We start from the raw sequence: 24,190 nt of genomic DNA, 5'->3' as shown, positions 1-24,190 counted from the left end.
TGTCATCCCCTCCCTTCCAATATCAATCAATACCGTTGATTCCGTTTTCAATAGCAAAACGCTTTAATTCTTTCCTTGTCGCAAGACCGGGAATAACATCCCGTTTAGTCACGCTATACGAACCGGCGATAGCGGCAAATTGAACAGCTTTTTTTAACCCTTTTTGTTCAGCCAATGCGACTGCCAAGGCTCCTGTGAAGGCGTCGCCAGCGCCAGTAGTGTCAACGGCGTCCACGGATACAGCCGGGATCACTTCCGTTCCGTCCTGTGTCACGATCATGGCTCCATTTTCTCCCCTTGTAACAACGATGGCAGTCGGACCTCGTTGCAACAGAGCTTGTGCCAATTGTTCACACCTATCGTCCGTCAACTCCGTATCCGGATCTTTACCGTTTAGAATTAAAAGTTCCGATTCATTTGGGTTTACGACGGTCGCCAGAGGCAACAGATCCACTGCTTTTTTATTTGCCGGAGCTGGATTGAGAATCACCTGTTTACCTAGACTTTTGGCGATTTCCATCCCGCGTTTTACCGTCTCTAAAGGTGTCTCCAGTTGAAACACTACCACATCGGCTGAATTCACGGATGTTAAGCTCTCCATGTCTTTCGCGTCTAACTCGCTGTTAGCTCCAGGATCCACAACAATACAGTTGTCCCCTTTACTGTTGAGCAAAATGATGCCGACACCCGTATTTTTCTGGTTCGTTCTCCTCACATCCGACGTATCAATACCTTCCCGATTCAGCATTTCTAGTCCGTCATCACCGTAACGATCTTCCCCTAGACAACCTACAAAGGAAACACTGGCGCCTAATCTAGCCGCTGCCACTGCCTGATTAGCACCTTTTCCACCGTTGCTTTCCGAGAAACCGCTCCCGATCAAAGTTTCTCCCCACACCGGGACACGATCCGTCTGACAGGTGAGACCTACATTGTAACTGCCGACGACAAGTATTTGTTTCGCCGTTGCTGTCATTTCTCGCCCTCCTCTGCATCATCATCTCGTTAAAACGGATGTAATCACATATTTATCTGACCGCAGCCAGACCCGCGACGTTTCAAGCGGACGTTTTTCTTGGTCAAATGTAATTTGTTCCAAATACAGAACTGGCATGTCTACATCGAGATTTAATAAATTGGCCTGCTCTTCCGTAAGCGCCCTGGCCTCAAAGCGCCGGATGCCGTGCCTTATTTTAGAGTTGCTAAATTTTTCTATCTGGCTAAATAGAGTGTTTTTCTCAAAGTCCGAATGTTCAATCCCTTTACACAGCGTTAAGTTAATGAAATTTTCGAGTAAAATGACTGGTTCATCCTTGATGTAACGGATTCTTTTTAAATAGAGGACATTCTCGTTGGGTGCAATTTCGAGCTTTTGCCTAATCGACAAAAGGGGGACTGTCACCTCCTGTTTGATGACCTTTGTTTCATAATCTATCCCCTCTCTTTCCATCGACTCAGCAAATGAAATGAGTTCCTGTCCAAAGGGGTGTGCTACTTTCGGTGCGGCAACAAACGTCCCCTTCCCCTGAATTTGGATCAGAAGACCTTCTTTTATCAACAGCGAAATCGCTTTCCGCACAGTGCCGCGACTAACTTCTAATTGTTTTGCCAGATCTTCTTCCGCAGGCAGCTGCTGATTTTTCTTCCACTGTTGGGCGTTGATATTTTCCCGCATCCAATCGGCTACCTGTCTGTATAGAGGGTAAGGACTGTTCACATCAACAACTTTATGTTCCATTGTGTATCCCCTTTCTAATTATTCACTTTTCCCATTATAACCGTTCCTCACGGTTAAAGGAGCTAGTGAATGGCGGGGAATGGAACGATCGATTTGATTTAATAGTCACTTAACACCTCTCCAGATCCGCTTACAATTTTTACTCCCGCACTTGTCCCCAATAAACTTGCACCAGCATTTAAAATCGCCACTGCACTATCAAAATCGCGAATTCCACCTGAGGCTTTCACTAAGGCTTCATTGTTTGCCACCTCTTTAAGGAGTTGGACATCTTCGACTGTCGCTTTACCTCCTTTGCCCCATCCACTTGAATTTTTGAGATACGTTACACCTGCGCGAATGGACAACTCAGCCGCTTTTACTTTTTCTTCTTGAGTCAACATGCCGAATTCGAGCATCACTTTGGTGATCTTCCCTTTAGCAGCTTTGACAATCTGTGCTACTTCTTTTTCAAATTCGTCGTACATACCGCTCTTTAGGAATCCGATATTTGGCATAAAATCCACTTCGTCTGCCCCTAATTCAATGACTTCCGCCATTTCGCTTGCTTTGCTCCTAGCCGTAGAACCACCCATCGGGTAGCCGAGAGCTGTGCAAACTTTAACCTTAGATCCTGCTAAGTACTTCTTTGCGTCTTTTATCCAGCACGGTTGAAGCATAACGCCGTCAAAGCCATACTCCATGCAGTCTTCACATAACTTTTTTATCTCGTCACGCGTCACATCGGGGTTTACATTCGTGTGTTGAATTTTAGCTGCTACTTCCTCAACGGTAAATTCGGCCATCATTATTTCCTCCGTTTCAACTTTTGTAAACGTATATATACGTATATATATAAATATAGACGTTTAGTAGTACATAGTCAACGCTTTTAATGTGTTGATATTTAGAAGTATTTAGTAATGTGAAGTAAAAAATAAGGGAACCAAAACCGGATGTAGTCAGCGGGCAAGCAAACAAAGAGCTCCTAAAGATAAAACACGAGGATTGGCTGGCAGACTGGGGGATTTTCAAGTGGTGAACTCATCTCCCGTGCCAGTTGGGGGTGTTGGAAACGTAGTCTGAGGTTTGGAATAGGTGAAATTTTTTCCTAAAACCAGCCGGATGTAGGTGGATCGAGGGCCATGAAAAAAGGAGATGGCCTTTTCGACCATCTCCTCGGCTACTTCAGTTTCTCCAGTTCGAGGAGCAAGTCTCCTGTCTCAATGGCATCGCCGATGGAGACGTGCACGGCTTTCACCCTGGCCGCGAACGGCGCCTGGATCGTCGTTTCCATCTTCATTGCTTCCGTGACGAGGAGGTGTTCGCCTTTTGGCACCTCATCGCCCGCTTTCACCATCACATTCAGCACTTTCCCCGGCATGGAGGCCCCGATTTGGCCCGCATCGTCCGGGTCCGCCTTCGGTCGCGACTCGACGGACACATCTGCTGACAAGTCGGGCACGGCCACTTCGCGCGGCTGTCCGTTCAACTCGAAGTAGACCGTCCGCTTCCCGTCTGGACTGATCGGGCCGACGGACATCAGTTTGACGATTAACGTTTTCCCCTGTTCGATGTCGACGGCCACTTCTTCCCCGACCTTCAGGCCGTAGAAAAAGGTCGGTGTATCCAATACCCCGAGGTCACCGTATTCACGCCTCATCTTCTCCTTATCGAGGAACACCTTCGGATACATAATGTAAGACATGACGTCGCAGTCGTCTACCGGGCGGCCGACCTTTTCTTCCAATTCCCGCGCCGTCTCCGCAAAATCCACTTCAGGCAGCAGCTTCCCGGGACGGTCCTCGAGCGGCTTCCGCCCCTTCAACACGATCTGTTGCAACCGCTCCGGAAAGCCACCCGGCGGCTGACCGATGTACCCCTGGAAAAATTGAACGACAGACTCGGGGAAGTCGAGCCGCTCTCCTTTTTCATACACGTCGTCTTCGCTCAAATCGTTTTGCACCATAAACAGGGCCATGTCGCCGACTACTTTCGACGACGGGGTCACTTTCACAATATCGCCGAACAAGCGGTTCACCACATGGTACGCGTGTTTGACCTCATCCCATCTGTGGCCCAGGCCGACCGCTTTCGCCTGCTGGTGCAAGTTCGTGTACTGTCCTCCCGGCATCTCGTGAATGTAAATCTCCGACGTCGGCGCCTTCATCCCGCTTTCGAAGCCGGCATAAAACGTGCGCACACCCTCCCAGTAATTGGAAAGCTGTTGCAAGTTGCGCAAATTGAGCCCCGTATCCCGTTCCGTTCGCTGCAATGTGGCGACCAACCCGTCCAGGCTCGGCTGCGACGTCAGACCGGACATGGCACTCAAAGCACCGTCGACAATATCCGCTCCCGCCTCACTCGCTTTTAGCAGCGTCGCCAGCTGGTTGCCGCTCGTGTCGTGGGTATGAAGGTGAATTGGGAGACCGACTTCTTCTTTCAACGCTTTGATTAGCGTGTACGCCGCGTACGGCTTCAACAGCCCGGCCATGTCCTTAATGGCCAAAATGTGGGCTCCCATGCGTTCCAGCTGTTTCGCCATGTCGACGTAATACTGGAGGGAGTACTTGTCTCTCTCCGGGTCTAGGATGTCCCCGGTGTAACAGATGGCCGCCTCCGCCACTTTGCCACTCTCCCGGACGGCGTCGATGGCGACGTGCATGCCTTCCGTCCAGTTTAAACTGTCGAAAATGCGGAACACGTCTATTCCTTGCTCGGCCGCGAGGCGAACAAAGCGGCGGATCACGTTGTCCGGATAATTCGTGTAACCGACGGCGTTCGCCCCCCGCAGCAACATCTGGAACAGCACGTTGGGAATGCGCTCGCGGAGCAGGCGCAACCTCTCCCAAGGATCTTCGTTCAAGAAACGCATACTCGTGTCAAAGGTGGCACCCCCCCACATTTCCAGCGAAAACAACTGGGGGGCCAGTTTCCCTGTCGCTTCCGATATGCGCAACATGTCGTACGTCCGCACTCGGGTGGCAAACAGCGACTGGTGGGCGTCGCGGAACGTCGTATCCGTCAGCAACAGCTTCTGTTGCGACTTGATCCAAGACACGAGCCCTTCCGGTCCTTCCCGGTCCAATATTTGCTTCGTCCCGTCGGGATAGGGCTGCTTTACCGACGTGGCCGGAACAGTTGGCATAGGAAAGTCCGGTTTTTTCCCCTTGGGCAAACCGGGGTGTCCGTTCACCACTGTCTGGGCGATGTACTTGAGCAACTTCGTGCCCCGGTCTTTGCGCTCCGGAAACTCGAACAGTTCCGGACGGCTGTCGATAAAGGACGTATCGTACTCGCCGGATAAGAACTCTGGATGTTGCACGACGTTTTCCAAAAACGGGATGTTCGTCTTGACCCCGCGGATGCGGAATTCCCGCAGCGTCCTGAGCATCTTCCGCGCTGCCTGCTCATACGTGAGTGCCGACGCAGACACCTTTACGAGCAGTGAGTCGTAGTGCGTCGTAATGTTCGCTCCAGTGAAAGCATTCCCCACGTCGAGGCGAATGCCGAATCCCCCGCCGGAACGGTAATGCAACAATCTGCCCGTATCCGGCATAAAGTCCTGGGACGGGTCCTCCGACGTCACCCGGCACTGGATGGCGTACCCGTTGGTCGACAACTCCTCCTGCGGCGGAATGCCGATTTCCGGGTCCGTGAGTGCATATCCCTCCGCTATGCGGATCTGGGATTGCACGATGTCAATGCCCGTAATCATCTCTGTAATCGTGTGCTCCACTTGAATGCGCGGGTTGACTTCTATGAAGTAGAACTGATGATCGGACGTGACCAAAAATTCCACCGTCCCGGCATTCGTATAGCCGGCAGTCCGCATCAGCTGCAATGCTGCCTCGTTAATTTTCTCCCGCACTGCGTCTGGGAGGGAGACACTCGGCGCCACTTCCACGACCTTTTGGTGACGCCGCTGGATAGAACAATCCCGCTCAAACAAGTGCACGATATTTCCTTGTCGATCGGCCAAAATCTGTACTTCGATATGTTTCGGGCGGTCCAGGAACTTTTCCAGGTATACCGTGTCGTCACCGAAGGCCGACTTCGCTTCAGACCGCGCCCGCTCCAACGCCTCCGGAAGCTCGGATTCACTGTGGACGATGCGCATCCCCCGTCCGCCGCCTCCGGCCGCTGCTTTAATGATAATCGGATAGCCGTGTTCTTGGCCAAATTGAACCGCTTCTTCCAGACTGGCAACCGGGTCTTCCGTTCCGGGAATGACCGGAATCCCCGCCTTGATCGCCATCGCCCGGGCATCCACTTTGTCTCCGAACATTTGAATGTGTTCGGCCGACGGACCGATAAACACGATCCCTTCGTCGGCACAGCGTTTGGCGAACTCCGCGTTTTCGGCCAAAAACCCGTAGCCGGGATGGATCGCATCTACGTCGTGCCGCTTAGCGAGCTCAATAATCCCCTCGATGTCGAGGTACGCCTCAATGGGACCCTTCCCTTTCCCAATTAAGTAGGCCTCATCGGCTTTAAAGCGGTGTAGAGCGGTATTGTCCTGTTCCGAATAAATGGCTATCGTGCGGATGCCTAATTCCGTACACGCGCGAAACACCCGGATCGCGATCTCGCCGCGATTCGCGACCATCACTTTGTGAAACTTTCTTTCTGTCATCGGATCTCTCCCTAAAAAATCAAAACTCTTCAATTAATATAAGTAATAGTTTAATCGTTAAATTCAAACATGGCAACCCGAACACCTCATTTTGACTAAACCCGACGACAAATGAATACCGCCAACTGTCAGCGACAGCCCGGCGGTGCGGTGGTGTGTGCCCAACGGCAAATCAGCTTCATGCTGTTTATTGCTGAATATCACTTTGTTCAATCTTCCAGATGGCCTGTCCCGAAGCAAACGGGTCTTCAAAAATGAACTCATAGTAGTCGGAATCGACGACGTCAAACGGAATCTCGCCTTTCAACTTTTTCCCCGGACTGATCTCGGCATCCAGGTTGCCTTTCACATCGTCGATCAAAATCGTTTGATCTTGTTCATAACTGTCGGCATCCATTAACTTCATATTCATGATCGTCGAGATCGCAGCCGATTCATCCGTCGTGTTTTCAATATCGAGTTCCACCAACAGAAACTTGTCATTCTGGGGTTCGTCAAACTCCCCGCCTTCCGACACGCGGACATTCGTCAGCGTAATGTGCAAACCGTCAAAGTTGACTGTGTCCCCGACTTTGTATTCTTCTGTCTTCGGTTCTTCCGTCTCAGCGTCTTCTGCCCCTTCCTCGCCGGCACTGTTTTCCGTCTCCTCGGCTTCAGCCTGCGTGTCACCAGATGACGCGTCGTCCCCTTCCACTTTCTCGATACTCGATTCCCCACACGCCGAAAGCCACACGCCTAACACGACCACCTGCAACCATATCATCATACGTTTCGTCAAGATGAACTCCCCTTAAAATAGATTCTGACTGGATGATACACGACACAACCTGTCAGAATCGGTCAGCAAATATATGTTTGGGGGAAATCGAGGAAGTTTCACATTCTCTCTCATGAAGGTAGTCGCTAGTTCGTGTGGATCTAGATTCGTCTCCCACGACATCCATCGTGTCGGGAATTATCGCTAATTACAAAGCGTAGATCTAAATTCCATAGAAGGACAGGTTAAAATGAGACGCCCTTAGTGACGATGAGCAATAACGTCTATGACTCATCATCTAAATAGGTTTTAATCGTTTGGACTTTGCCGTACTGTCTCCGCGCCTTCTTTTTGACTTTCCAGGAGCCGATGCGCTCCCAATATGTTTTTAATGCCTTTGCAGGCGTCAATTCGCCTTGTTCCGCATGAGCGATCACTTGTTCATAGAGAACCGATTTACTTTTGTCTTGATCTTCTTGACTGTCGGATAGCTGTTCAATTTCATAAGCGAGACGCTCGGCTTCTGACATGTTGTTCAATCGTTCCTCGAGCAAAGCCTGACGGCGTTTTTCTTCCTCTTCTTCCCTTTTTTTTGCTAAAGCTTCTTGTTTTTTTGCCTCCTTCCGCTTTAAATTTTCCTTTACAGGATTAAGTACAGCATTGGTAACGTCTGTCAACTCGCGGAAAAAGCCGTATCCTGACGATGTCTTTGCCCCAATTCCAAATTCAGTCAACGCCAGCCTGAGCCACGTTGCCGCGATATCCAGTAACTGCTCTGCCGCAAGTCCGGAGGCGCATCCCCTAATGTCATACAATTGGGTCAGTATAAACTCGAAAATACCATCGGTCACGGTATAAAAACCATTCGGAACAGTGTGCATATTGTCTGTCGCCGGTTTATTGCCTTGATAGTAATCTCCGTAATGGACGGTGATAACGTCTGGTTTAAGAAAAAAATTCCCTCTTACAAACGCATCGTGGAACTGTATAATACCTTGCGATGTTTGTGTTCCGAACAAGTCGTTCATGACGAGTGCCGCCTGTTGTCTCTCGTCCAAAGCTTTCTTAAATCGGTCCTCTTTTCCGTTAAAAAAAGCTTGCAGTGCCCAATGCTGCACAATGCCTTTAATGCTGGACCCGGGGATGTACGGTACACCGTAAACAGCATGTAGCGTGATCGACGTTTCCCGGACGTGACCCGCTCCAAGACCGTGTACCATCCTCCCGGACGGTGTCCCGTGTAAAATCATAACGCGAGAGGTGTCTCCCATGAGCGCAAGTGCTTCGTAACGTCGACGCCGTATTTTGTCGAAAACATCCCCTTGCCGCTTGGACGGAGTTATGGATTCTTGTAAGTCTTTTAACCGTTTATTAGCTTCACTTTCACGATAACTTTTCTGTTGGAAGTAGTGTACTTTATACCACAAGTGGTCAAAAGGTTGATTTTTGGCGCGCTCATAGATGTCCACAGTGTCCCGTGGATGAAATTCCATCTGCTATTTACACCTCCCTTAGTTCTTCTTTTACCATGCCATCTACAAATCGGCGCATCCAGTTGAGCAGCGCCAGAACTTCCATCGTCACGAAACGATATTCTGCACTCGACATTTTCACTAGAACTTCAATAAATTCGTCTGTCTCGTTATCTTTTTTGTACTTCTGAAGGAGTGTGCTCATATCTTCCTCTATCCACTCAGCTATATCTTGATAAATTTGTCTATGTGTTGAATCTTTGGAATAGTAAAACGCTAACGCTTGTCCTAATCCGTTTACTTGAATGATTGACGGGAGTCTTTTCACGTAGGCCTTGTATTCTTTACTTTTTTCCCTGTTATGTTTTACGAAACGGGCGACCTTCTCAAATGCGAAAGCTGCACGTCCATTTTCTATGCGTGTCATTCGTCCTTTTTCATTCACTTTAGCCGTCAACTTTTATTCCCCTCCTTATAACCATATTCTTTGCAACATACCACGGCCGATTGTCGCATTCCCTCCAAGCTGAAATACCGCCGGAAAGTTTTGTTCTTTCGACATAAAGGACATGACATCTTCATGTGTCTTTAATCCATCCATCCCTTCGCCGCGTACATTGCCAGCAAACATAAAGCTGTAAAAAACGGTCTCCGGAGGGATGTTTTCTTCGTACCACAAGGCGTTCCCAGAAACGGTCCCCGTCTTACTATCAATTCTGACGCGGGCGTTCACTTCAGTAGACAACGTTACGAAATCCCGAAACGCATCATCATCCAGTACGAGGAGGTGTTCACTTAACTTAAACTCTTCACCCGGGAACAAGATCTCTTGTAACTTTTCAGCAATTTCGGCAGTTTCTTCACTTTGCGTTACATCAAATGTATATTCTTCCAGGACCACGCGATTTTCCATCACGAACAATTCACGCGACGCCGCTGACGGTGTCTCCGGAACTGGAAGCTGGAAATCTTTTTCACTGTAGAGGCCCATCTCACGGTTCAGACGCTGCAACACGAACGGACACGTCACCCATGCAAATACACCGCGCAAAGACTTGACCGGGAAGAGCAATATTCGTGCATCTGCAAACGTAATAGCTCCCGCTTGCGTTTTTCCTTTTTCTTGATGGACCTCCTCGGGGTCAATGCCAAATATATAAGATATTCGCCGCTTCATCTCGTTGTCACCATTTAGAGCCCCGGTCACATTCGACACTGTCGCACGGATAGCTCCTTTCAACGACGAACTCTCAATTTTAGGATAATTCGTATGTTGTTCCCTCTGAACAGGTAAATCGACAACACCGACCTCACTCCCACTTCCGGGGTGAATAGAAGAAATAGCATGTAAGAAAAATGGTTTCGCTTGATTTATCATCCGAGTAGCTCCTTTCTTCGTTAACAATTTCACGATGCGGAATGGTGGTATGCACCGCAAACAGCGTAACCGTATCCTTCATGTGCCGATTCGTCACTCCACTTCCGTCCATGCACGGCCTTGACGAATGCGTGGGCCTCTTCCGGTTTTACCTCTACATACAGCACTGACCCTGCTGGTACGGCGGGACGCCGCGGTTTCGGACGGTTCGCCACGATATCCCACCCGCCGACAAGCAACGGTCTGCCGATCGCTGCCGTTAACAACCTGACCCGAATTCCTTCCCCTATGTACAAATGTCCTGATGACGGATCAAATCCACTTGGGCGCATACCGTATTGCCAAAATGCCGGTGTCAATAAAATAATACGGGCAACCTTCGTTTCGCGAATTTGTTCAGCGATCTGGCGTTCTTCTTCAGCCGTGAACAAAGGAGCGCGATCGATGCTCGAAATGACCCAAGGTCGTCCTTCTCCACCTAGCAGGGCATACGGTACACCAGAAAAGTCCGGCGCTCGTTCGCATACGACGAGAAATCCGGGGCCTTGGTTTTTCAGATTCTCACGTTTAAATCGTAACATTGACATTTGGTAGAACATCCCGTTTATCGCTTGCTTTGTTCTTTCACTGCGTGCAAGACCAACTTTTGTTTCTTCCGTCACCCAATAATCTTTTCGTCGAACTACCATGCCACTTCGGTGGAATAACTCTTCTTTCCAAGTATGCTCATCAACGTATGCACCTTCACTGGAAGCTGATTTTCCGTCTCTCGGGCCGTACAAGCGATACGCAGAAGCATCTGAGGCAAAGTGATCATCCTCCCTTTCTAATACGAGGGGGACAGCAACTTCCCTCCCCCCTTCTTTGACGACCTGATAATCGAGGGGAAGGGGAAAAACCGCTCCGTCCTCATCATGCAGAAAAATACCGCGCAAAGCAAAATCTCCGTATTCGGACGGAGTCCCCATCCAACGTTTTATCATCTCATTCGTACCGGATTTAAACGTGTCAAAGTCACTATAGCGGTGTATGTAAGCACTGCGCAATGCACCGTAGACAGTCCCCGGACGAGGTGGGAAGAGACCTGTCGTGACATTGTCTTCACCTATAGAGAACGGACGATTATCACGAAAGAAAAATGTGTCAACCGGCCGCATTAACACGGCTGCCATACAGAATCCCTCCCACATTGCGCGTAATTTCCATAAAATGGATGAACTGTAACGTCGACGCAACAGCCCGATGAATACTCGTAAGACAATCCGCCATCCTTGAAACGTCAATTTTTTGATCCGATTGCTTTTCGGCACGGGCGAGAAGACGTTCTAACTCCATACGAAGGAGGCCTTCATTTTTCTCCTGGTCCTTTTCAAAAATATTTAATTTTCGACTGTAATCATTTGTTCCCAGCAAAGGCATAAAGGCTCGTCCAAAACTGTATATAAAAGTTGACGACATGTTTCTACCCAACTCTTGCACCAGTTCTTGGACGCATGACACCATTGAACGCTTCCCACCTTCGGTTACAAATACCCATGGTAGGGTAACGTATCGTATTTCCCCACTGCGTGCCAGGTACGCCAGGGAGAAGGCATCTTTCTCTTTTTTGCTTTCTGTATGGACGTACTGTTTCGCGACACCTTCCATCGCCCGTGCCCAGTCCAAAGTGTTATACAAAGGGGATTTTTGATGGGCTATGACGATCCCCATAGAAGCCGTCGCCTGCTCCCCAAGCCCCTTTTCTGGATCACTAAACGCCTGTCGCAATTCTTGAGCGAGTGCAAACACACCCGATAAAGGCACCATCGCGAGAATGTCGTCACCACCCGCATAAATAAGTTGGCCGTCGTATTTTTTTACTGCAGACGGGACAACTCGCTTGGCGAAAAAGCCCAGCCGCCGACTCACTTCCCGATAGCTATCCAGCTGACTGTCGCTTTGTTCCACCCCTGGAAATTTCTTTTCTCCTGAGAACCAAGCGCCCATGTTATCTCCGTCCATAGCCATCACGGCATAATAGGACTTCTTGCCGGCAAGGTCTATCGTCGACTCAAAACGATTGAAAGTGTTACCATCCACGTTCTTTTCTTTTCGGAAAAACTCGCGGGAAACTCTTTTTCCTAAACATATTGCACATAAATATTCTCCAGCCTTAATCCGTCCTTCTCCCGGTTCTCCCCGTGTATACTGCTTTAATGATTTATTTCGTTTCTCCCAGGTCGTTCGCAATTTGGCCGTCATTTGTCCAATTGTTTCATTTTCAGCAAACTCCTCATCGCAAAGTGCGTCCCTCTGACTGCAAACCGTACAGATCAGACCCGTCTGGCAAAAGGCTGAATACTGCCGATTATTTTTTGCGGCCGCCAGTCGCTTCTCCAATTGTGCTCTAGCGCTCTCAAACTGTTGCAAATCTGAAAGCTCTTCGGTCGCCCAAAACAGTTCCAGTGCCTTTTCTACTTGCTCGTCCGCCACCTGATTCATTCGTTCACGGTTTACACCCTCTGGAAAGACGAGTGCAATCGCTTCAACACACAGCCTCTTCATTTCACCCTTTACTGTTTCAGCGATGTTTCGTGCCATTTCCGCAGTCTTTATCTGATTTCCTCCGACAATGGCAACAAAACGGTTCGGAATAGAGGCGATGTCGACATGATCCTCATGCCACTTGTCCTGTAACGTTTCCCTCGTTTCTGCCGGGTACACCATTTCCACACTGAGACCTTGTTCGTCCCCCAAATGAAACAGCCGTTTTATCCCTGATTCAGCCAAATAAGACAAAACATAACTTCCACTCCACAAGTCTTCCAGTTTCCGTGCGGCTGCAATGAACGACTGCACCGGACCGATACTAAAGACAAGTAAACTTTGCTTCTTCGTCATACGTTCACCCCCAAATGCCGCAAAAATGCATCCCGTGCCTCTTGATAACCGCGCTTTTCCATATGACTAGAGGACACTTCGCTTATCATCGGAACATAATGATGGCCAATTTTGCGCACGGTTGCATGCAGCGGCGAGGCCATACGTCCGGCTTTTGCCGATCCCAGCCACTGTCTGCCGTCACGTTGGCCATTTGCCCTGTGTCCGGCTTCACTAATTTTCGTCCTCACGTCATTCGCATTCGATTGGGCCCGACCAATCCATACGGTAACGAGCACGGGATGTCTCGCCTTTACCGGACCGTTCCGTTTTAGCAAACAGTTAGACGATAAGTCGGGAAATGAAAAGTCGTCTTGATGGTTTAAGTCTGTTAACACATTGCGTAAACTTTGCTGAACATCTTCGGGGGACTGCCAGCGAAATCCGTCGTATTGCACGGCCCCCGCTCCACGTCGGGCACGTTGGCCGAACCCGGCCAAATGGAGCATATAGGTGAGATATCCACGGTGTTTTTGTTCATATGCTTCATCTTTTTTCAGATTTGAGACGATTAAGTTAAATGTTTCCCCCTCTTTTACCGAGAAAGAACGGAACTTCTTTCCCGAAGAATGCGGTAGTACTCTCGCACAATGTTGACTGGTCAACATCTTTTCCAGTCGCAGCGTCAGCGGAGATCGTTTTGCCTCTTCTCCTCTCGTGCCTCCAAAAAGCCTCATCTCGTCAGACAATAACCGCTCAGGATCTGCTTCATTCTGCAACGTGCGCCACCAATAACGCAAAATCCCTTTAACCGACATTGTGCGCACTTCAGCTTCTAATGCTTCACTGCGGTCTCTTTTACCGGGTACTTGAACCTTTTTCTGCCAGCCGTGCATCATGAGTGGGGTGAGTAAGGAAAGGGAAAACACATCCATTTTAACTGCTGAGGCACTTTTTAACTGACTTATGTCCATTTTACCTCCTCCATACATGGACCAGCTAAATTTCTCTGTAAACGTCACTTGTTATGTCTGTAAATTCCCCTTCATCCTTTATTAAACCACGTCCTTTTGAAAATGCTTCATATTCGTAAAGTTCATGATCTGTCCAAACGTAGTTCACACGTAATACATCTTTGGATTTATCATAGTCCCACGCCGCTCGAAACACATCACCATGACGTCCATTGCTTGCACCTTTGTACAAATGGTACTGAAGTTTTTTCCCTTTTAAACTATCGACAGACCGTTCGTGGTATAACTCGCCCCGGTCACTGTCGCAATCTTTTTTTGCCTTTTCCATTAGGAGAGCAATTTGTTTGGGAATAAATTTTTTATTCGCTTGTTGGGATTTCATGAAGCGGAGTACACTGTCCGATACCATTACCTTCGTCTCTAAAGACGCACGGTATTGCTCCCGCTTAAACAGAAATTCTCCAAACGGATTAAAACAGACACACCCTTCATCTACATCGAATAAAGCAGGGTACGAATCGACAACTTCCCGTTCATGATAGTTTAAACTTTCGTAGTCTATCAGGTCTTCTTGACGCAAACGACGGATAAAATCAGCATATTTCTCAAAAAAAGCAGTGGGGATATCCAGTGGTATCGGAGGAATAATGTGCAGCCGCTGTTGAGATTCCTCATGCACATACGCCGTCGGATAACCGTGGAATGCTCCGACAATATATCCAAATGAGGTCATCACTTTGTACCCGCCAATTGGTGCAAAACACGTTGAGAGAGGATAGCCATACATTAGCGCATCCCCAAGCTTCTTCATATAGTCGCCAATCTGTCGGTTGAGTTGTACGCGATCTACATTGATATCGATCACAATTTCGTGTAATTTAACATTCGCTTGAAATTCGTATTCTAACACCTTTGCAAGCAATTGTGCTGCTAACTTCCCCCCAAGTGTCGCACTGTGAAATAAGTCGACACTCGGCTGCTTATCGAGTTTATTTTGCCTACGCAAAGCATGAAGCATCGTATATTCTGCACTTACCCGTTGTGGATCTAAACTCGTTTCAGCAAGTAAGAGCTGAGCGTCATGTAGCCAACGTCTCGTTGCTTGTTCTTCCGTTTCCCCTTCGTGCAGATGTGGATTGGGGCGTCCATTGTTAAACAGAAAATAATTCTTTTCCCGCGTCCATTTTCCAAACACATTTTGAAATGCGAACAACGACACTCCAGTCGTCATGACAATGTGGGAATACATCTCAACACCTCCATCCTTTATTGACGCCGCAAATCATCTACTATTTAACTACTGGCACAAATCAAATAACCTACATTACGATTAAGCGGCAGTTTTGTCTCAAGCACATTTTTAATTCCTGAAGTTCATGTAGTAGACAAATTAATTTGTCTAAACATAGTCTTTGTTACAACAACCGCAGCAAAAGATTTCCGCTCATTCTTATTCACGCCTTTCACAACTAGCATGTGTAAATTGTTTTTGAATATGGGTAATAGGTCCCTTTATAGGGTATTAGACTTATAAAGAAAGTTCTCCAAAAAGGAATGATTTTCCTTCCAAAACTACAATTTGTTAATTATTTGTATTTTCCGTCACAAGGAACTTTCCATCCTTCACTTGGTAGGCTACAAGCGTTAAGGCTACAAGACTTGCGTCTGCCTGGCACAGAGTTTCCATTCCTCATAGGTAAGCTACAAACTATACCCGGCTTGGGCGACGCAAACAGGCCTTGTGCCGTCGTTTCCATTCCTCATAGGTAAGCTACAAACGTTAAAAAAAACAGTCCAATCTATGCCTAGATGTTGCCCGTTTCCATTCCTCATAGGTAAGCTACAAACTCCAGCTTGTTTCATGATCTCTAGTGTTCTTTTCTTTGTTTCCATTCCTCATAGGTAAGCTACAAACTAAGTATCGCAAAGAGTTACAAAAGAAGTATGCAGGGTTTCCATTCCTCATAGGTAAGCTACAAACTCCTGTATTGCACTGCAGCAAATATTCTTTTGTCCCGAAGTTTCCATTCCTTATAGGTAAGCTACAAACGTCAACACATAATTTAACGATTGAACTTTTGTTTCTCCGTTTCCATTCCTCATAGGTAAGCTACAAACCTGCAATTGCAGAACCTGCACATGACAGATGGGCATTAGTTTCCATTCCTCATAGGTAAGCTACAAACCTTTGTATTGGCTTTGGAAAGGCCCCCGTCGTCTGTTTCCATTCCTCATAGGTAAGCTACAAACTCCTGTATTGCACTGCAGCAAATATTCTTTTGTCCCGAGGTTTCCATTCCTCATAGGTAAGCTACAAACGGAGACCTAGGGAGGAGGAATTGAAATGAAATTCGCGTTTCCATTCCTCATAGGTAAGCTACAAACGTGTCGCAATTAACCCGTAGTTTAGTGAGGAATTGCTGGTTTCCATTCCTCATAGGTAAGCTACAAACTTAAGAGGGGAACGAAGATGGAACGAGGTCACAATGGTTTCCATTCCTCATAGGTAAGCTACAAACAAATCTGATGTCAAGCAGGCCGAACCGTCACATCCGGTTTCCATTCCTCATAGGTAAGCTACAAACTTGTTTTTCCACCACGCCCACAACGCCGCGATAACTGGTTTCCATTCCTCATAGGTAAGCTACAAACAGAGGGGTTTCTTTTTTATAGCGGAGTCTTACCGTAGTTTCCATTCCTCATAGGTAAGCTACAAACTGATTCTTTAGAACTCAGGGCTGCCGCATATCGAGGTTTCCATTCCTCATAGGTAAGCTACAAACAAGCAACATCTTGAAAAAATCAATCTTATATGACTTCGTTTCCATTCCTCATAGGTAAGCTACAAACGCAATAGCGAACAGTGCCGGGGTTTCAGTAGAAGATGGTTTCCATTCCTCATAGGTAAGCTACAAACCCGCATGTCGTCCTAGACGACGACGTCGTCATCCTTCAGTTTCCATTCCTCATAGGTAAGCTACAAACTTACCGCCTTCCGCTATTCACGCAGCGGAAGGTGTGTTTCCATTCCTCATAGGTAAACTACAAACTTACCGCCTTCCGCTATTCACGCAGCGGAAGGTGTGTTTCCATTCCTCATAGGTAAGCTACAAACCGACCCTGATAAACTGAACAGGGTCGAGGATAGCGAGTTTCCATTCCTCATAGGTAAGCTACAAACAAGTGAATCGCACCTTATCCGATGGTTGCTGACCAATGTTTCCATTCCTCATAGGTAAGCTACAAACCGGCAATTCTCTATCGCATGTGCCACCCTTGAAATCAGTTTCCATTCCTCATAGGTAAGCTACAAACTTAAAAAAGGCGAGCATGTTCACCACCGAAACGGAATGTTTCCATTCCTCATAGGTAAGCTACAAACTCTGGGATGTCTCCGGGGTGGATACCCCGGCTTATGAGTTTCCATTCCTCATAGGTAAGCTACAAACTGAAACCGTAAGAAAAGCACCTGCAGGCGGTGAATGTTTCCATTCCTCATAGGTAAGCTACAAACTTTGCGTTTAGTCATTTCGCATCACCACTTTTCGTTGTTTCCATTCCTCATAGGTAAGCTACAAACCAGAGCCAACAGTTCGCCTTTTCGCATACCAGTGTAGGCGTTTCCATTCCTCATAGGTAAGCTACAAACGTGTTCTTGATTGTGACACGTCTGACATAACAGCTCGTTTCCATTCCTCATAGGTAAGCTACAAACCGGCAGTTACCGGGAACACGATATCATATTCCGCCGAGTTTCCATTCCTCATAGGTAAGCTACAAACGAAAGTCGGGGAGGGTCCCGACGGGGAAGATATAGGTTTCCATTCCTCATAGGTAAGCTACAAACGAAATTACTTGATCGATGGGACAGCTTTATAGCGGCCGTGTTTCCATTCCTCATAGGTAAGCTACAAACGACAAGTCCCATAGCGCTCGCAAGCTTGTCATAGCTGTTTCCATTCCTCATAGGTAAGCTACAAACTCCGTAGCATCCGCTGTAAACTTCCGTGCTGTCCAGTTTCCATTCCTCATAGGTAAGCTACAAACCCTTAGCTTTGTCAAAATTTCAGAGCGAAGTTGAGAACCCGTTTCCATTCCTCATAGGTAAGCTACAAACTATGAACGTCGCGTTTCTTACGCCTTTATTCGGCAGTTTCCATTCCTCATAGGTAAGCTACAAACCCCATTGAACGCTGATAATATCAGCATTTTGTCCTTGCTATTATTGTAGCGTTTCTGCATAGTAATTGGAAGTGCTGACCTTAAAGAAATTAATTCGATCCTTGATATGACGCATGATCGCATTGCGATTGATTTCCAAAAAGTATGTCGTCGATCGCCGGGGTTTTTGACGCGACTCCCGATCGACGACACTCATTCGCGCTTTGTTTTATAAAAAATTGTCAAATCCGCCTTTTTCCACACCGATGATCTGGCGCTCGGAGTAGCGGGTCGTCCTCAAAATATAAATAATGACCGAATCTTCGTCAGGGTCGATCAAGCGACTTAATTCCGTCTTCAGTTTATGAAAGTTCGCTTTGGAAATTTCGCCTTCAAAAACTGAATTTTGAACCCACGTTAAATATGCGCGGCACTTTTTCAACACTTTGGCAACTCGCTTTTGATTGACATCGTATACGAGTATTACAAACATGTCGCTCCAAACCTTCCATCACTGTTCATGAATCCTATTCTACCTGGTGTAGCTATTACCATTGCGCGACAAACGGCTGATAGGCTATCCCTTCAACGAACAACTTTTCCAGCTTGTACAGTTCGAGGCGCATTAATCTCCGATACGACACGCTGCGGCCGATGCTGCGGTGTTTGATCGTGTTTTGCAGGCGCTTGTCCAGTTCTGCGATAAATACTTTCTTCCCGTTCTCCTTTAACATGACGCCGTTTAAACCGCGCTCAAAGTGTTTGGGGGTGATCATTTTTTTGCCGATGAGAGTAAAAATGAGACGGTCCATGATGATCGGTTTAAATATTTCGGCCACATCGAGATTTAACGTAAAACGGCGAAAGTTCGTCGTATGTAAGTACCCGATGCGGGGGTCGAGGTGTGTTTTATAAATCTCACTTAATATCATCGTATACAAGACTGAATTCCCGAAACTGATGAGGGTGTTGAGGTGATTTTTCGGCGGCCGCTTCGTCCTGGACTCAAACCGGAACTGCTCATTTTGCAGGATGGAATCGAACGCTTGATAGTACTGTTCCCGCATATTTCCTTCCAACGCCATCAATTGGGTGATGTCGCCTAAAGAACCGACTTTGTTTAACAATGATGCCACCCGTTCTTTGATAGCCGCCACATCTTTCCCCCGGTTAAGGTAATAGCGGAGGACTTGCAGCATGTTTTTCGCCGCTCCTGTGACGAAGTGCCCTGCCAATGACAGTCTTTTTCGTTCATCAATATAATATTTGACCTGCTGCACGGTGACAAAGCCCGCATTGAGATGCTCTCTCGGATAAAACGAGCCGGTGTAGTAACCGTGGTAATTAAAAAAATGCAACAAAATTTCCTTCTGGGAACAGAAATCCAAAAACTTTTTGTTTAGCTCCACTTCACCGAAAATGTAAATTTCCTTCGTATCTTCGACCGGTACGTACTTTCGCCCCTTTTCACTTTCAAAGTAAAGGGTGTTGTCTTTTCTTCTGAACTCGCCGTTGTTGAAAACGTATAGGCTCTTTTTCACTCTGTTTTCCTCCCAGCAGACTGTTCCCGCATCACGACCAGCAGTATTCACGGTATCCACACTGACGACAAAAAGGAATTTTCTTCGGCGGTGGAGGCGTCGCGGCATTCGCCAAGGCGAGGATCGTTGTTTCGACTTCCTGCACTTCTTGCAAGGCATCATCTGTTAAGTTGACCTCGACCTTCTTCCGCTCTTCTGGAAACAAAAGCTCGCCACGGGCGTCAATACCGTGTTCGCGCAGCTGTTTCAAGTATAATAACAGCTGCATCCGGGAGCTTTCCATATAACGTGAACTTTTTTTCACTTCGCTGACGATCACCGTGCCGTTTTTCCGTTTGACCACGTCTATTTTACTGTTGCCGACGGCCATCTCCTTTTTCTCCCTAGGGTAACGCTGCTCTTGAATAAAACGTCCAATCTCGATATTCGGATCATCTTCATCCGGTGTCACCTGGCGGGCCATCAGCCACACTTCTCGTGGGCAAATGTAGTAGTACCAGATAAGCGTTCCGCTGACAGATTCGAGTTGCTCCAATTTCCCCAGCCTCCCGTCGCGTCAGTCGCTTGGCATCCTGTCACCAAAGGATACCGTCCTCCTCGTTCCCAATATGGTGAGCCAATCCACTCTCATCGGAATACTCCTCAAGCGACGTGATCCGCTTAATGGTCGGATCGTCCCGCAGGTTGGCCACGACTCCCGCGGCCGTCTTATAGTGGATCGGCACGATAAACTGTTGCATCAGACCCATAAACTGTTTGCGCTCGACAAATGTCAGTTGGGTCATCCACGCGCTGTCGAGGTACCGCTCATAAATGGCCTCGACTGATTGAATCGCAAACTGCTCCATTAAACGCTGTATTCCTTTTTGAACAGCCTTTTCTTCCTCAGATAGCAAGGCTTCATCTGTGTGCAGAAACGACTCGCCCCACGGCACAAAGACAGACACGCGCTGCCCGTCCTCTTCAAACGGGGTGAGCTGCGCCAATTCTGTCCAGTTTCCCCTCGCTGCGTCCGACACTCTCTTGAGACTGGCTTCTGCTTGCATACGTTGAAAAACTCGCGCGTAATAGCGGTCCACTTCCCGAATGAATTCGTGCTCTGCCCAACGTTTTTGAAGGTCCAGCGACTTATCCGTTTCTTCACGAAAAAGCCGTTCCCTGTAAACCGATCTTCGCGTGTCTTTCTCGCCGTTTCGCAAAAAGGGAAACACGATGAGTTCCCCTCTGTCCCCTTGCCCGTGCCGGTTAATGCGCCCGGCGGCCTGAACGAGGGAAGGAAAGATGGAAAGGGCGCGGTAAACGGCGCGAAAACTGATGTCGACACCGGCCTCTATCATTTGTGTAGATACGACCAACAAACGATTGTCACTGTCATCTGCCAAACGTTTTTTCACCCTTTGAATCTGTACGTGTTTGTGCAAAGGGGTCATCGCCCCATTGAGATGGATGACTTCAGCCTCACATTCATCTAGTGCCAACCGATTTTTCACTTCACGATAGACGCGGGAGGAATCTTCTACCGTGTTCAGGACCACCGCCACTTGTCGGTCTTTCGTTACACGGTTGACCACCCTATCGGCCACGTCAGCCTCGGCACACGGTGTCCCGTGATGGAGCACGTCGTAACGCGGCGCGTACACCACATGTTCCTCCACGAGCGGTGTCGGTCGGCAAGAGATGGCGTTGAGGGGCGGCATCGTCGCAGATATAAACAGGACCTGCATGTCAAGTTGGCAAGCCGCGGCTTCCAGCATTTTGAGAAAGGGAAACCACGCCGCCTCCCTTATGATCTGCGGCTCGTCCAATAGCAGAACAGCCCGCCGCAACCCTGCCAAACGCAATGTCTCCTGAGCGCGCGAGGGAAATAAGCCGCGAAAAAGTTGATTGAACGTCGTCGTGACGATGGGCGCTTGCCACGATTCGAGCAGGAGAATGTCCTTTTCATCCCACTCGCGGTGTTCGGACCACGTCAGCGAGTGGTGTTGATGGACTTCCAATCCTGTCGCACGGCGCAGTTCTGCAGTGGCTTGGGACAAGATGGAAAGGTACGGCGCTACGTACACGATTCTCTGTTTGTCCAACTCCACACAAGCGGTCAGCGCCACTTTTAACGCGGTCATCGTTTTTCCCATGCCCGTTGGGAGACTCAGCGTGAAAAACCGTTCGCTTGCGTGTTTTTTGAACTGGTTGACAGCTACATCTTGATACGTTTGCCGCAATGTCGACACGTCTGTTTGCGCAGGAGATGCCGAGACCGCCCTGTGTGTGACGTACTCGTTCAATTGGTCGAGGGCTTTGAGCGCTTCAGACCGGGACATTTCCCGTTTTTCCAGCAGTGCCGCATCAAAACGGTCGGCTTCAATCAGTCGGGCAGTGGATGTGCGAACGCACCGATCGGCTGCTGTCTCCCTTTTGGCATGTCGGCGCACGTGGGTCCGGTACCACGTCCGCCACGTGCGTCTAAACCCTTTTTGCCACGTTTTAACGTGTTGAACGGAAAATTCGAGATCGTCCAACTCTGTAAAATGTGTTTGGAGAAAACGTTGTAATCCGGCCAAATCCATCTCGCCCAAGTCTTCTGCAAAAAAGTGCCCTTCCCACGGCAGGGACGTCTCGTCGATATCTTTCAACGGCCCGTGATGGTCCATAATGTCCCGCACCCATCGCATAACACTCCACTGATAATGAGATGCGGCATCAGCCGATAACGGCAGGCGACGAGACAGATAGTCGGCACAGTAGGCGAACAACACCGCGCCGTACACTGCGTGCGGAACGCTCCCTTTGTCAGGGTCGCGGGAACGAATGTACTGCTGCCATGAGAGACGCGCTTTCCCAGCATCGTGCAACAATCCGGCGAGAAAAGCGAGGCGCTCCGCCCATTCGCCTTCTGGAGCCCCTATCCTCTGCCCGACCGTGAACAAATGGTCGGACAGGGGGAAGGTTCTGCCGCCTTCCGGGGGGCGGGCGATACAATCCTCAAGTCTTATTACCATAAACAGACCACCTCGTCATTGTCCAAACGCGCCAATTGCACAGGAGGTTGAACAGGGGACGCCTTAGGTGTGAAATGAATGGCTTGACCGCTCACTTCGTATATGAAGTGCATTCCGCCGCGAAAACGCCTGTTTCCGAGATGTTCGTAATGAATCCCTCCGGCCCGGCCGTATTGGACACCAGCTACCACTCCCAGCTGTTCAATGATATGCGCCGGAACAACCGTGATCGCACGCAGTTCCCCCAGCTCATCGGAGAGTGGGAGCGGCTCCACATTCTTCAACCCGACGTATTCGGGAACCGTCAACGCAAACGCACTGCCCAAGTACGTGTGGTAGTGGCTTCTCCTGTTTTTGATCCGCTCCGACAATGCACTCATATGTTCGCCCGCATAGTAAATGCGATAATGCGGTTTCACGACAAGCTCGATGGCAGTCGGGCGGTTGAATGTATCTCCGCTCCCGCCGAGAAACTTTTTTCCTAACAGAGACAGCTCCTGTGAAACAGTCCTCACCGGCGAACAGAGCTGCACCCCTGTCCATGCCTCACCGTGGAATTCGTCCATGCCGAGGATGGAGCCGATCAATCCACGCAGCGCGGTCCTTGTAATGAACGGGTACGTCACATGGGTCGCCGTCGTGTCGGGACGGCGGAAATGGGCGAGAGGCGCCTTCAGGTCAAACACGAGTACCTGCACGTCGATCACCCCCGCTTGTCCTGTTTACCACAGCGGTTGAACCTCTGCCTTCACGTCACCTTGCACGTTCAACGAATGATGAACCCACAGCCGGGCCCGGTGAATGCGGTCGCTGTACTCTGCTATCAGTTCTCCGAGGGCCGCCACATCCAGCGTGACGTCCGAGAGGGAAGTCGGCTTCTCGCCGGTGATCCATGCTTCGCGTTCCGGATAAAGCGTGATGCGGTCTTCCAAATACCCGATGCGGAAAAACGGATCGCGATACTCTACGTGCAACAGGAACAGCGGTTGTTGCGTTCCCCGCCCTCGGGCCTGCCGGTGCTGAGTGCCCCGCCACAAACTCTCCAACAGCAAGTCGACATCTTCTGCGGTCATCCCGCTCTCTTCGGCAATGGACGCATTGATGACCCCTGGCATGGCGAACACCGCAAAGGGCAGTGTGTACGTCGTCCAAATCGTCCCCTGCCCTTTCCCCTGCTCCACCCCATCCTCTACTTTAATATCTTTGCTCGGCATGACAACCGTGCCCTGCACGTACTTCGTTTCAACTGGATGGAGAGAATGGGCCCAGCCGAATTGGACGGGACCGGTCAATTTGAAGGATTCCTTTGAGACACTGTACACAGCTCCGAACGCCCTGACATCGAAGGCAGCCTGTTTCAAAAGGGCCTCCATGTTTTTCTCTTTGTATCCCACTTGTTCAGCGATCTGTTTCGCCAGACTGCCCCGGCCCAGTAACTTGCCCTTTTCGTTTTTTTCTTCCCGCACGAAAATGAACCGGTCGCGGTTCTCCCCACCGTCTGGGTAACGGGCGAGGACGTAGTCCCGCACATCCCGTTTGACACTCACATCGGACAGTGAAATTCTCCCGTCCTCTTCACCAAAGATGCGTCGTGCGTCACTTTCATTTAAAGGATCGCGGTTCGGAATGCCGTCTTTGACACTTTTCACGAACAAAATTTCGCCACTGTACACCCCGTTCGACATGATACGGACTCCTC

At 48.9% G+C, this 24,190-nt stretch carries 18 protein-coding genes and 1 CRISPR repeat array; all 18 genes read right to left on the bottom strand.

From position 1 onward, the window contains the following. Positions 1 to 22: 22 nt before the first annotated feature. On the bottom strand, positions 23 to 976 hold the full coding sequence (gene rbsK, locus B0W44_RS10195) for a ribokinase (RefSeq protein ID WP_077719947.1): 954 nt from the start codon (positions 974 to 976) through the stop codon (positions 23 to 25). 21 nt (positions 977 to 997) lie between these two features. Next, positions 998 to 1,738, bottom strand: a complete 741-nt coding sequence (locus tag B0W44_RS10190) for a GntR family transcriptional regulator (RefSeq protein ID WP_077719946.1) — start codon at positions 1,736 to 1,738, stop codon at positions 998 to 1,000. A 98-nt stretch (positions 1,739 to 1,836) separates the two neighbouring features. Then, complete coding sequence (gene deoC, locus B0W44_RS10185; protein ID WP_077719945.1) at positions 1,837 to 2,523, bottom strand: deoxyribose-phosphate aldolase; 687 nt, start codon at positions 2,521 to 2,523, stop codon at positions 1,837 to 1,839. 377 nt (positions 2,524 to 2,900) lie between these two features. After that, positions 2,901 to 6,353, bottom strand: coding sequence for a pyruvate carboxylase (gene pyc / locus B0W44_RS10180; protein WP_077719944.1), 3,453 nt, complete (start codon positions 6,351 to 6,353; stop codon positions 2,901 to 2,903). Between the two features lie 187 nt (positions 6,354 to 6,540). Continuing rightward, complete coding sequence (locus tag B0W44_RS10175) at positions 6,541 to 7,131, bottom strand: DUF4352 domain-containing protein (RefSeq protein ID WP_077719943.1); 591 nt, start codon at positions 7,129 to 7,131, stop codon at positions 6,541 to 6,543. A 263-nt stretch (positions 7,132 to 7,394) separates the two neighbouring features. Continuing rightward, positions 7,395 to 8,603 carry a type III-B CRISPR module RAMP protein Cmr6 gene (cmr6, locus tag B0W44_RS10170; RefSeq protein WP_077719942.1) on the bottom strand — a complete coding sequence of 403 codons (1,209 nt, stop codon included), beginning with the start codon at positions 8,601 to 8,603 and terminating at the stop codon, positions 7,395 to 7,397. A 7-nt stretch (positions 8,604 to 8,610) separates the two neighbouring features. Then, positions 8,611 to 9,039 (bottom strand): type III-B CRISPR module-associated protein Cmr5, encoded by a 429-nt coding sequence (cmr5, locus tag B0W44_RS10165; protein ID WP_228440963.1) that lies wholly within the window; start codon positions 9,037 to 9,039, stop codon positions 8,611 to 8,613. Between the two features lie 15 nt (positions 9,040 to 9,054). Continuing rightward, positions 9,055 to 9,960 (bottom strand): type III-B CRISPR module RAMP protein Cmr4, encoded by a 906-nt coding sequence (gene cmr4 / locus B0W44_RS10160; protein ID WP_077719941.1) that lies wholly within the window; start codon positions 9,958 to 9,960, stop codon positions 9,055 to 9,057. Positions 9,961 to 9,989: 29 nt separating this feature from the next. Next, entirely contained in the window at positions 9,990 to 11,132 is a 1,143-nt protein-coding gene (cmr3, locus tag B0W44_RS10155) for a type III-B CRISPR module-associated protein Cmr3 (RefSeq protein ID WP_169835523.1), read from the bottom strand. Continuing rightward, positions 11,104 to 12,840: a type III-B CRISPR-associated protein Cas10/Cmr2 gene (cas10, locus tag B0W44_RS10150; protein ID WP_077719939.1), complete on the bottom strand. Its 1,737-nt coding sequence runs from the start codon at positions 12,838 to 12,840 to the stop codon at positions 11,104 to 11,106. The genes cmr3 and cas10 overlap by 29 nt, the downstream gene beginning before the upstream one ends. Continuing rightward, positions 12,837 to 13,793 (bottom strand): type III-B CRISPR module RAMP protein Cmr1, encoded by a 957-nt coding sequence (gene cmr1, locus B0W44_RS10145; protein WP_077719938.1) that lies wholly within the window; start codon positions 13,791 to 13,793, stop codon positions 12,837 to 12,839. The genes cas10 and cmr1 overlap by 4 nt, the downstream gene beginning before the upstream one ends. Positions 13,794 to 13,818: 25 nt before the next feature. Beyond that, complete coding sequence (locus tag B0W44_RS10140) at positions 13,819 to 15,042, bottom strand: hypothetical protein (RefSeq protein ID WP_077719937.1); 1,224 nt, start codon at positions 15,040 to 15,042, stop codon at positions 13,819 to 13,821. A 430-nt stretch (positions 15,043 to 15,472) separates the two neighbouring features. Beyond that, a CRISPR array of direct repeats spans positions 15,473 to 17,975; the repeat unit is 30 nt; unit sequence GTTTCCATTCCTCATAGGTAAGCTACAAAC. Between the two features lie 208 nt (positions 17,976 to 18,183). After that, a complete protein-coding gene (cas2, locus tag B0W44_RS10135) occupies positions 18,184 to 18,447 on the bottom strand; it encodes a CRISPR-associated endonuclease Cas2 (protein ID WP_077719936.1) in 264 nt (87 codons plus the stop codon). Between the two features lie 55 nt (positions 18,448 to 18,502). Then, on the bottom strand, positions 18,503 to 19,495 hold the full coding sequence (gene cas1b / locus B0W44_RS10130; protein ID WP_077719935.1) for a type I-B CRISPR-associated endonuclease Cas1b: 993 nt from the start codon (positions 19,493 to 19,495) through the stop codon (positions 18,503 to 18,505). A gap of 31 nt (positions 19,496 to 19,526) precedes the next feature. After that, positions 19,527 to 20,030 carry a CRISPR-associated protein Cas4 gene (gene cas4, locus B0W44_RS10125; RefSeq protein ID WP_077719934.1) on the bottom strand — a complete coding sequence of 168 codons (504 nt, stop codon included), beginning with the start codon at positions 20,028 to 20,030 and terminating at the stop codon, positions 19,527 to 19,529. Between the two features lie 40 nt (positions 20,031 to 20,070). After that, a complete protein-coding gene (locus B0W44_RS10120) occupies positions 20,071 to 22,491 on the bottom strand; it encodes a CRISPR-associated helicase/endonuclease Cas3 (protein ID WP_077719933.1) in 2,421 nt (806 codons plus the stop codon). Then, positions 22,485 to 23,198: a CRISPR-associated protein Cas5 gene (gene cas5, locus B0W44_RS10115; protein ID WP_228440960.1), complete on the bottom strand. Its 714-nt coding sequence runs from the start codon at positions 23,196 to 23,198 to the stop codon at positions 22,485 to 22,487. The genes B0W44_RS10120 and cas5 overlap by 7 nt, the downstream gene beginning before the upstream one ends. 15 nt (positions 23,199 to 23,213) lie before the next feature. Beyond that, positions 23,214 to 24,176 (bottom strand): CRISPR-associated protein, encoded by a 963-nt coding sequence (locus tag B0W44_RS10110; RefSeq protein WP_179947347.1) that lies wholly within the window; start codon positions 24,174 to 24,176, stop codon positions 23,214 to 23,216. Positions 24,177 to 24,190: the final 14 nt, after the last annotated feature.

It is taken from the genome of Novibacillus thermophilus, assembly GCF_002005165.1.
Lineage (GTDB): Bacteria > Bacillota > Bacilli > Thermoactinomycetales > Novibacillaceae > Novibacillus > Novibacillus thermophilus.
The sequence above is the reverse complement of the archived record's forward strand: the minus strand, read 5'-3'. Positions and strand labels throughout refer to the sequence as shown.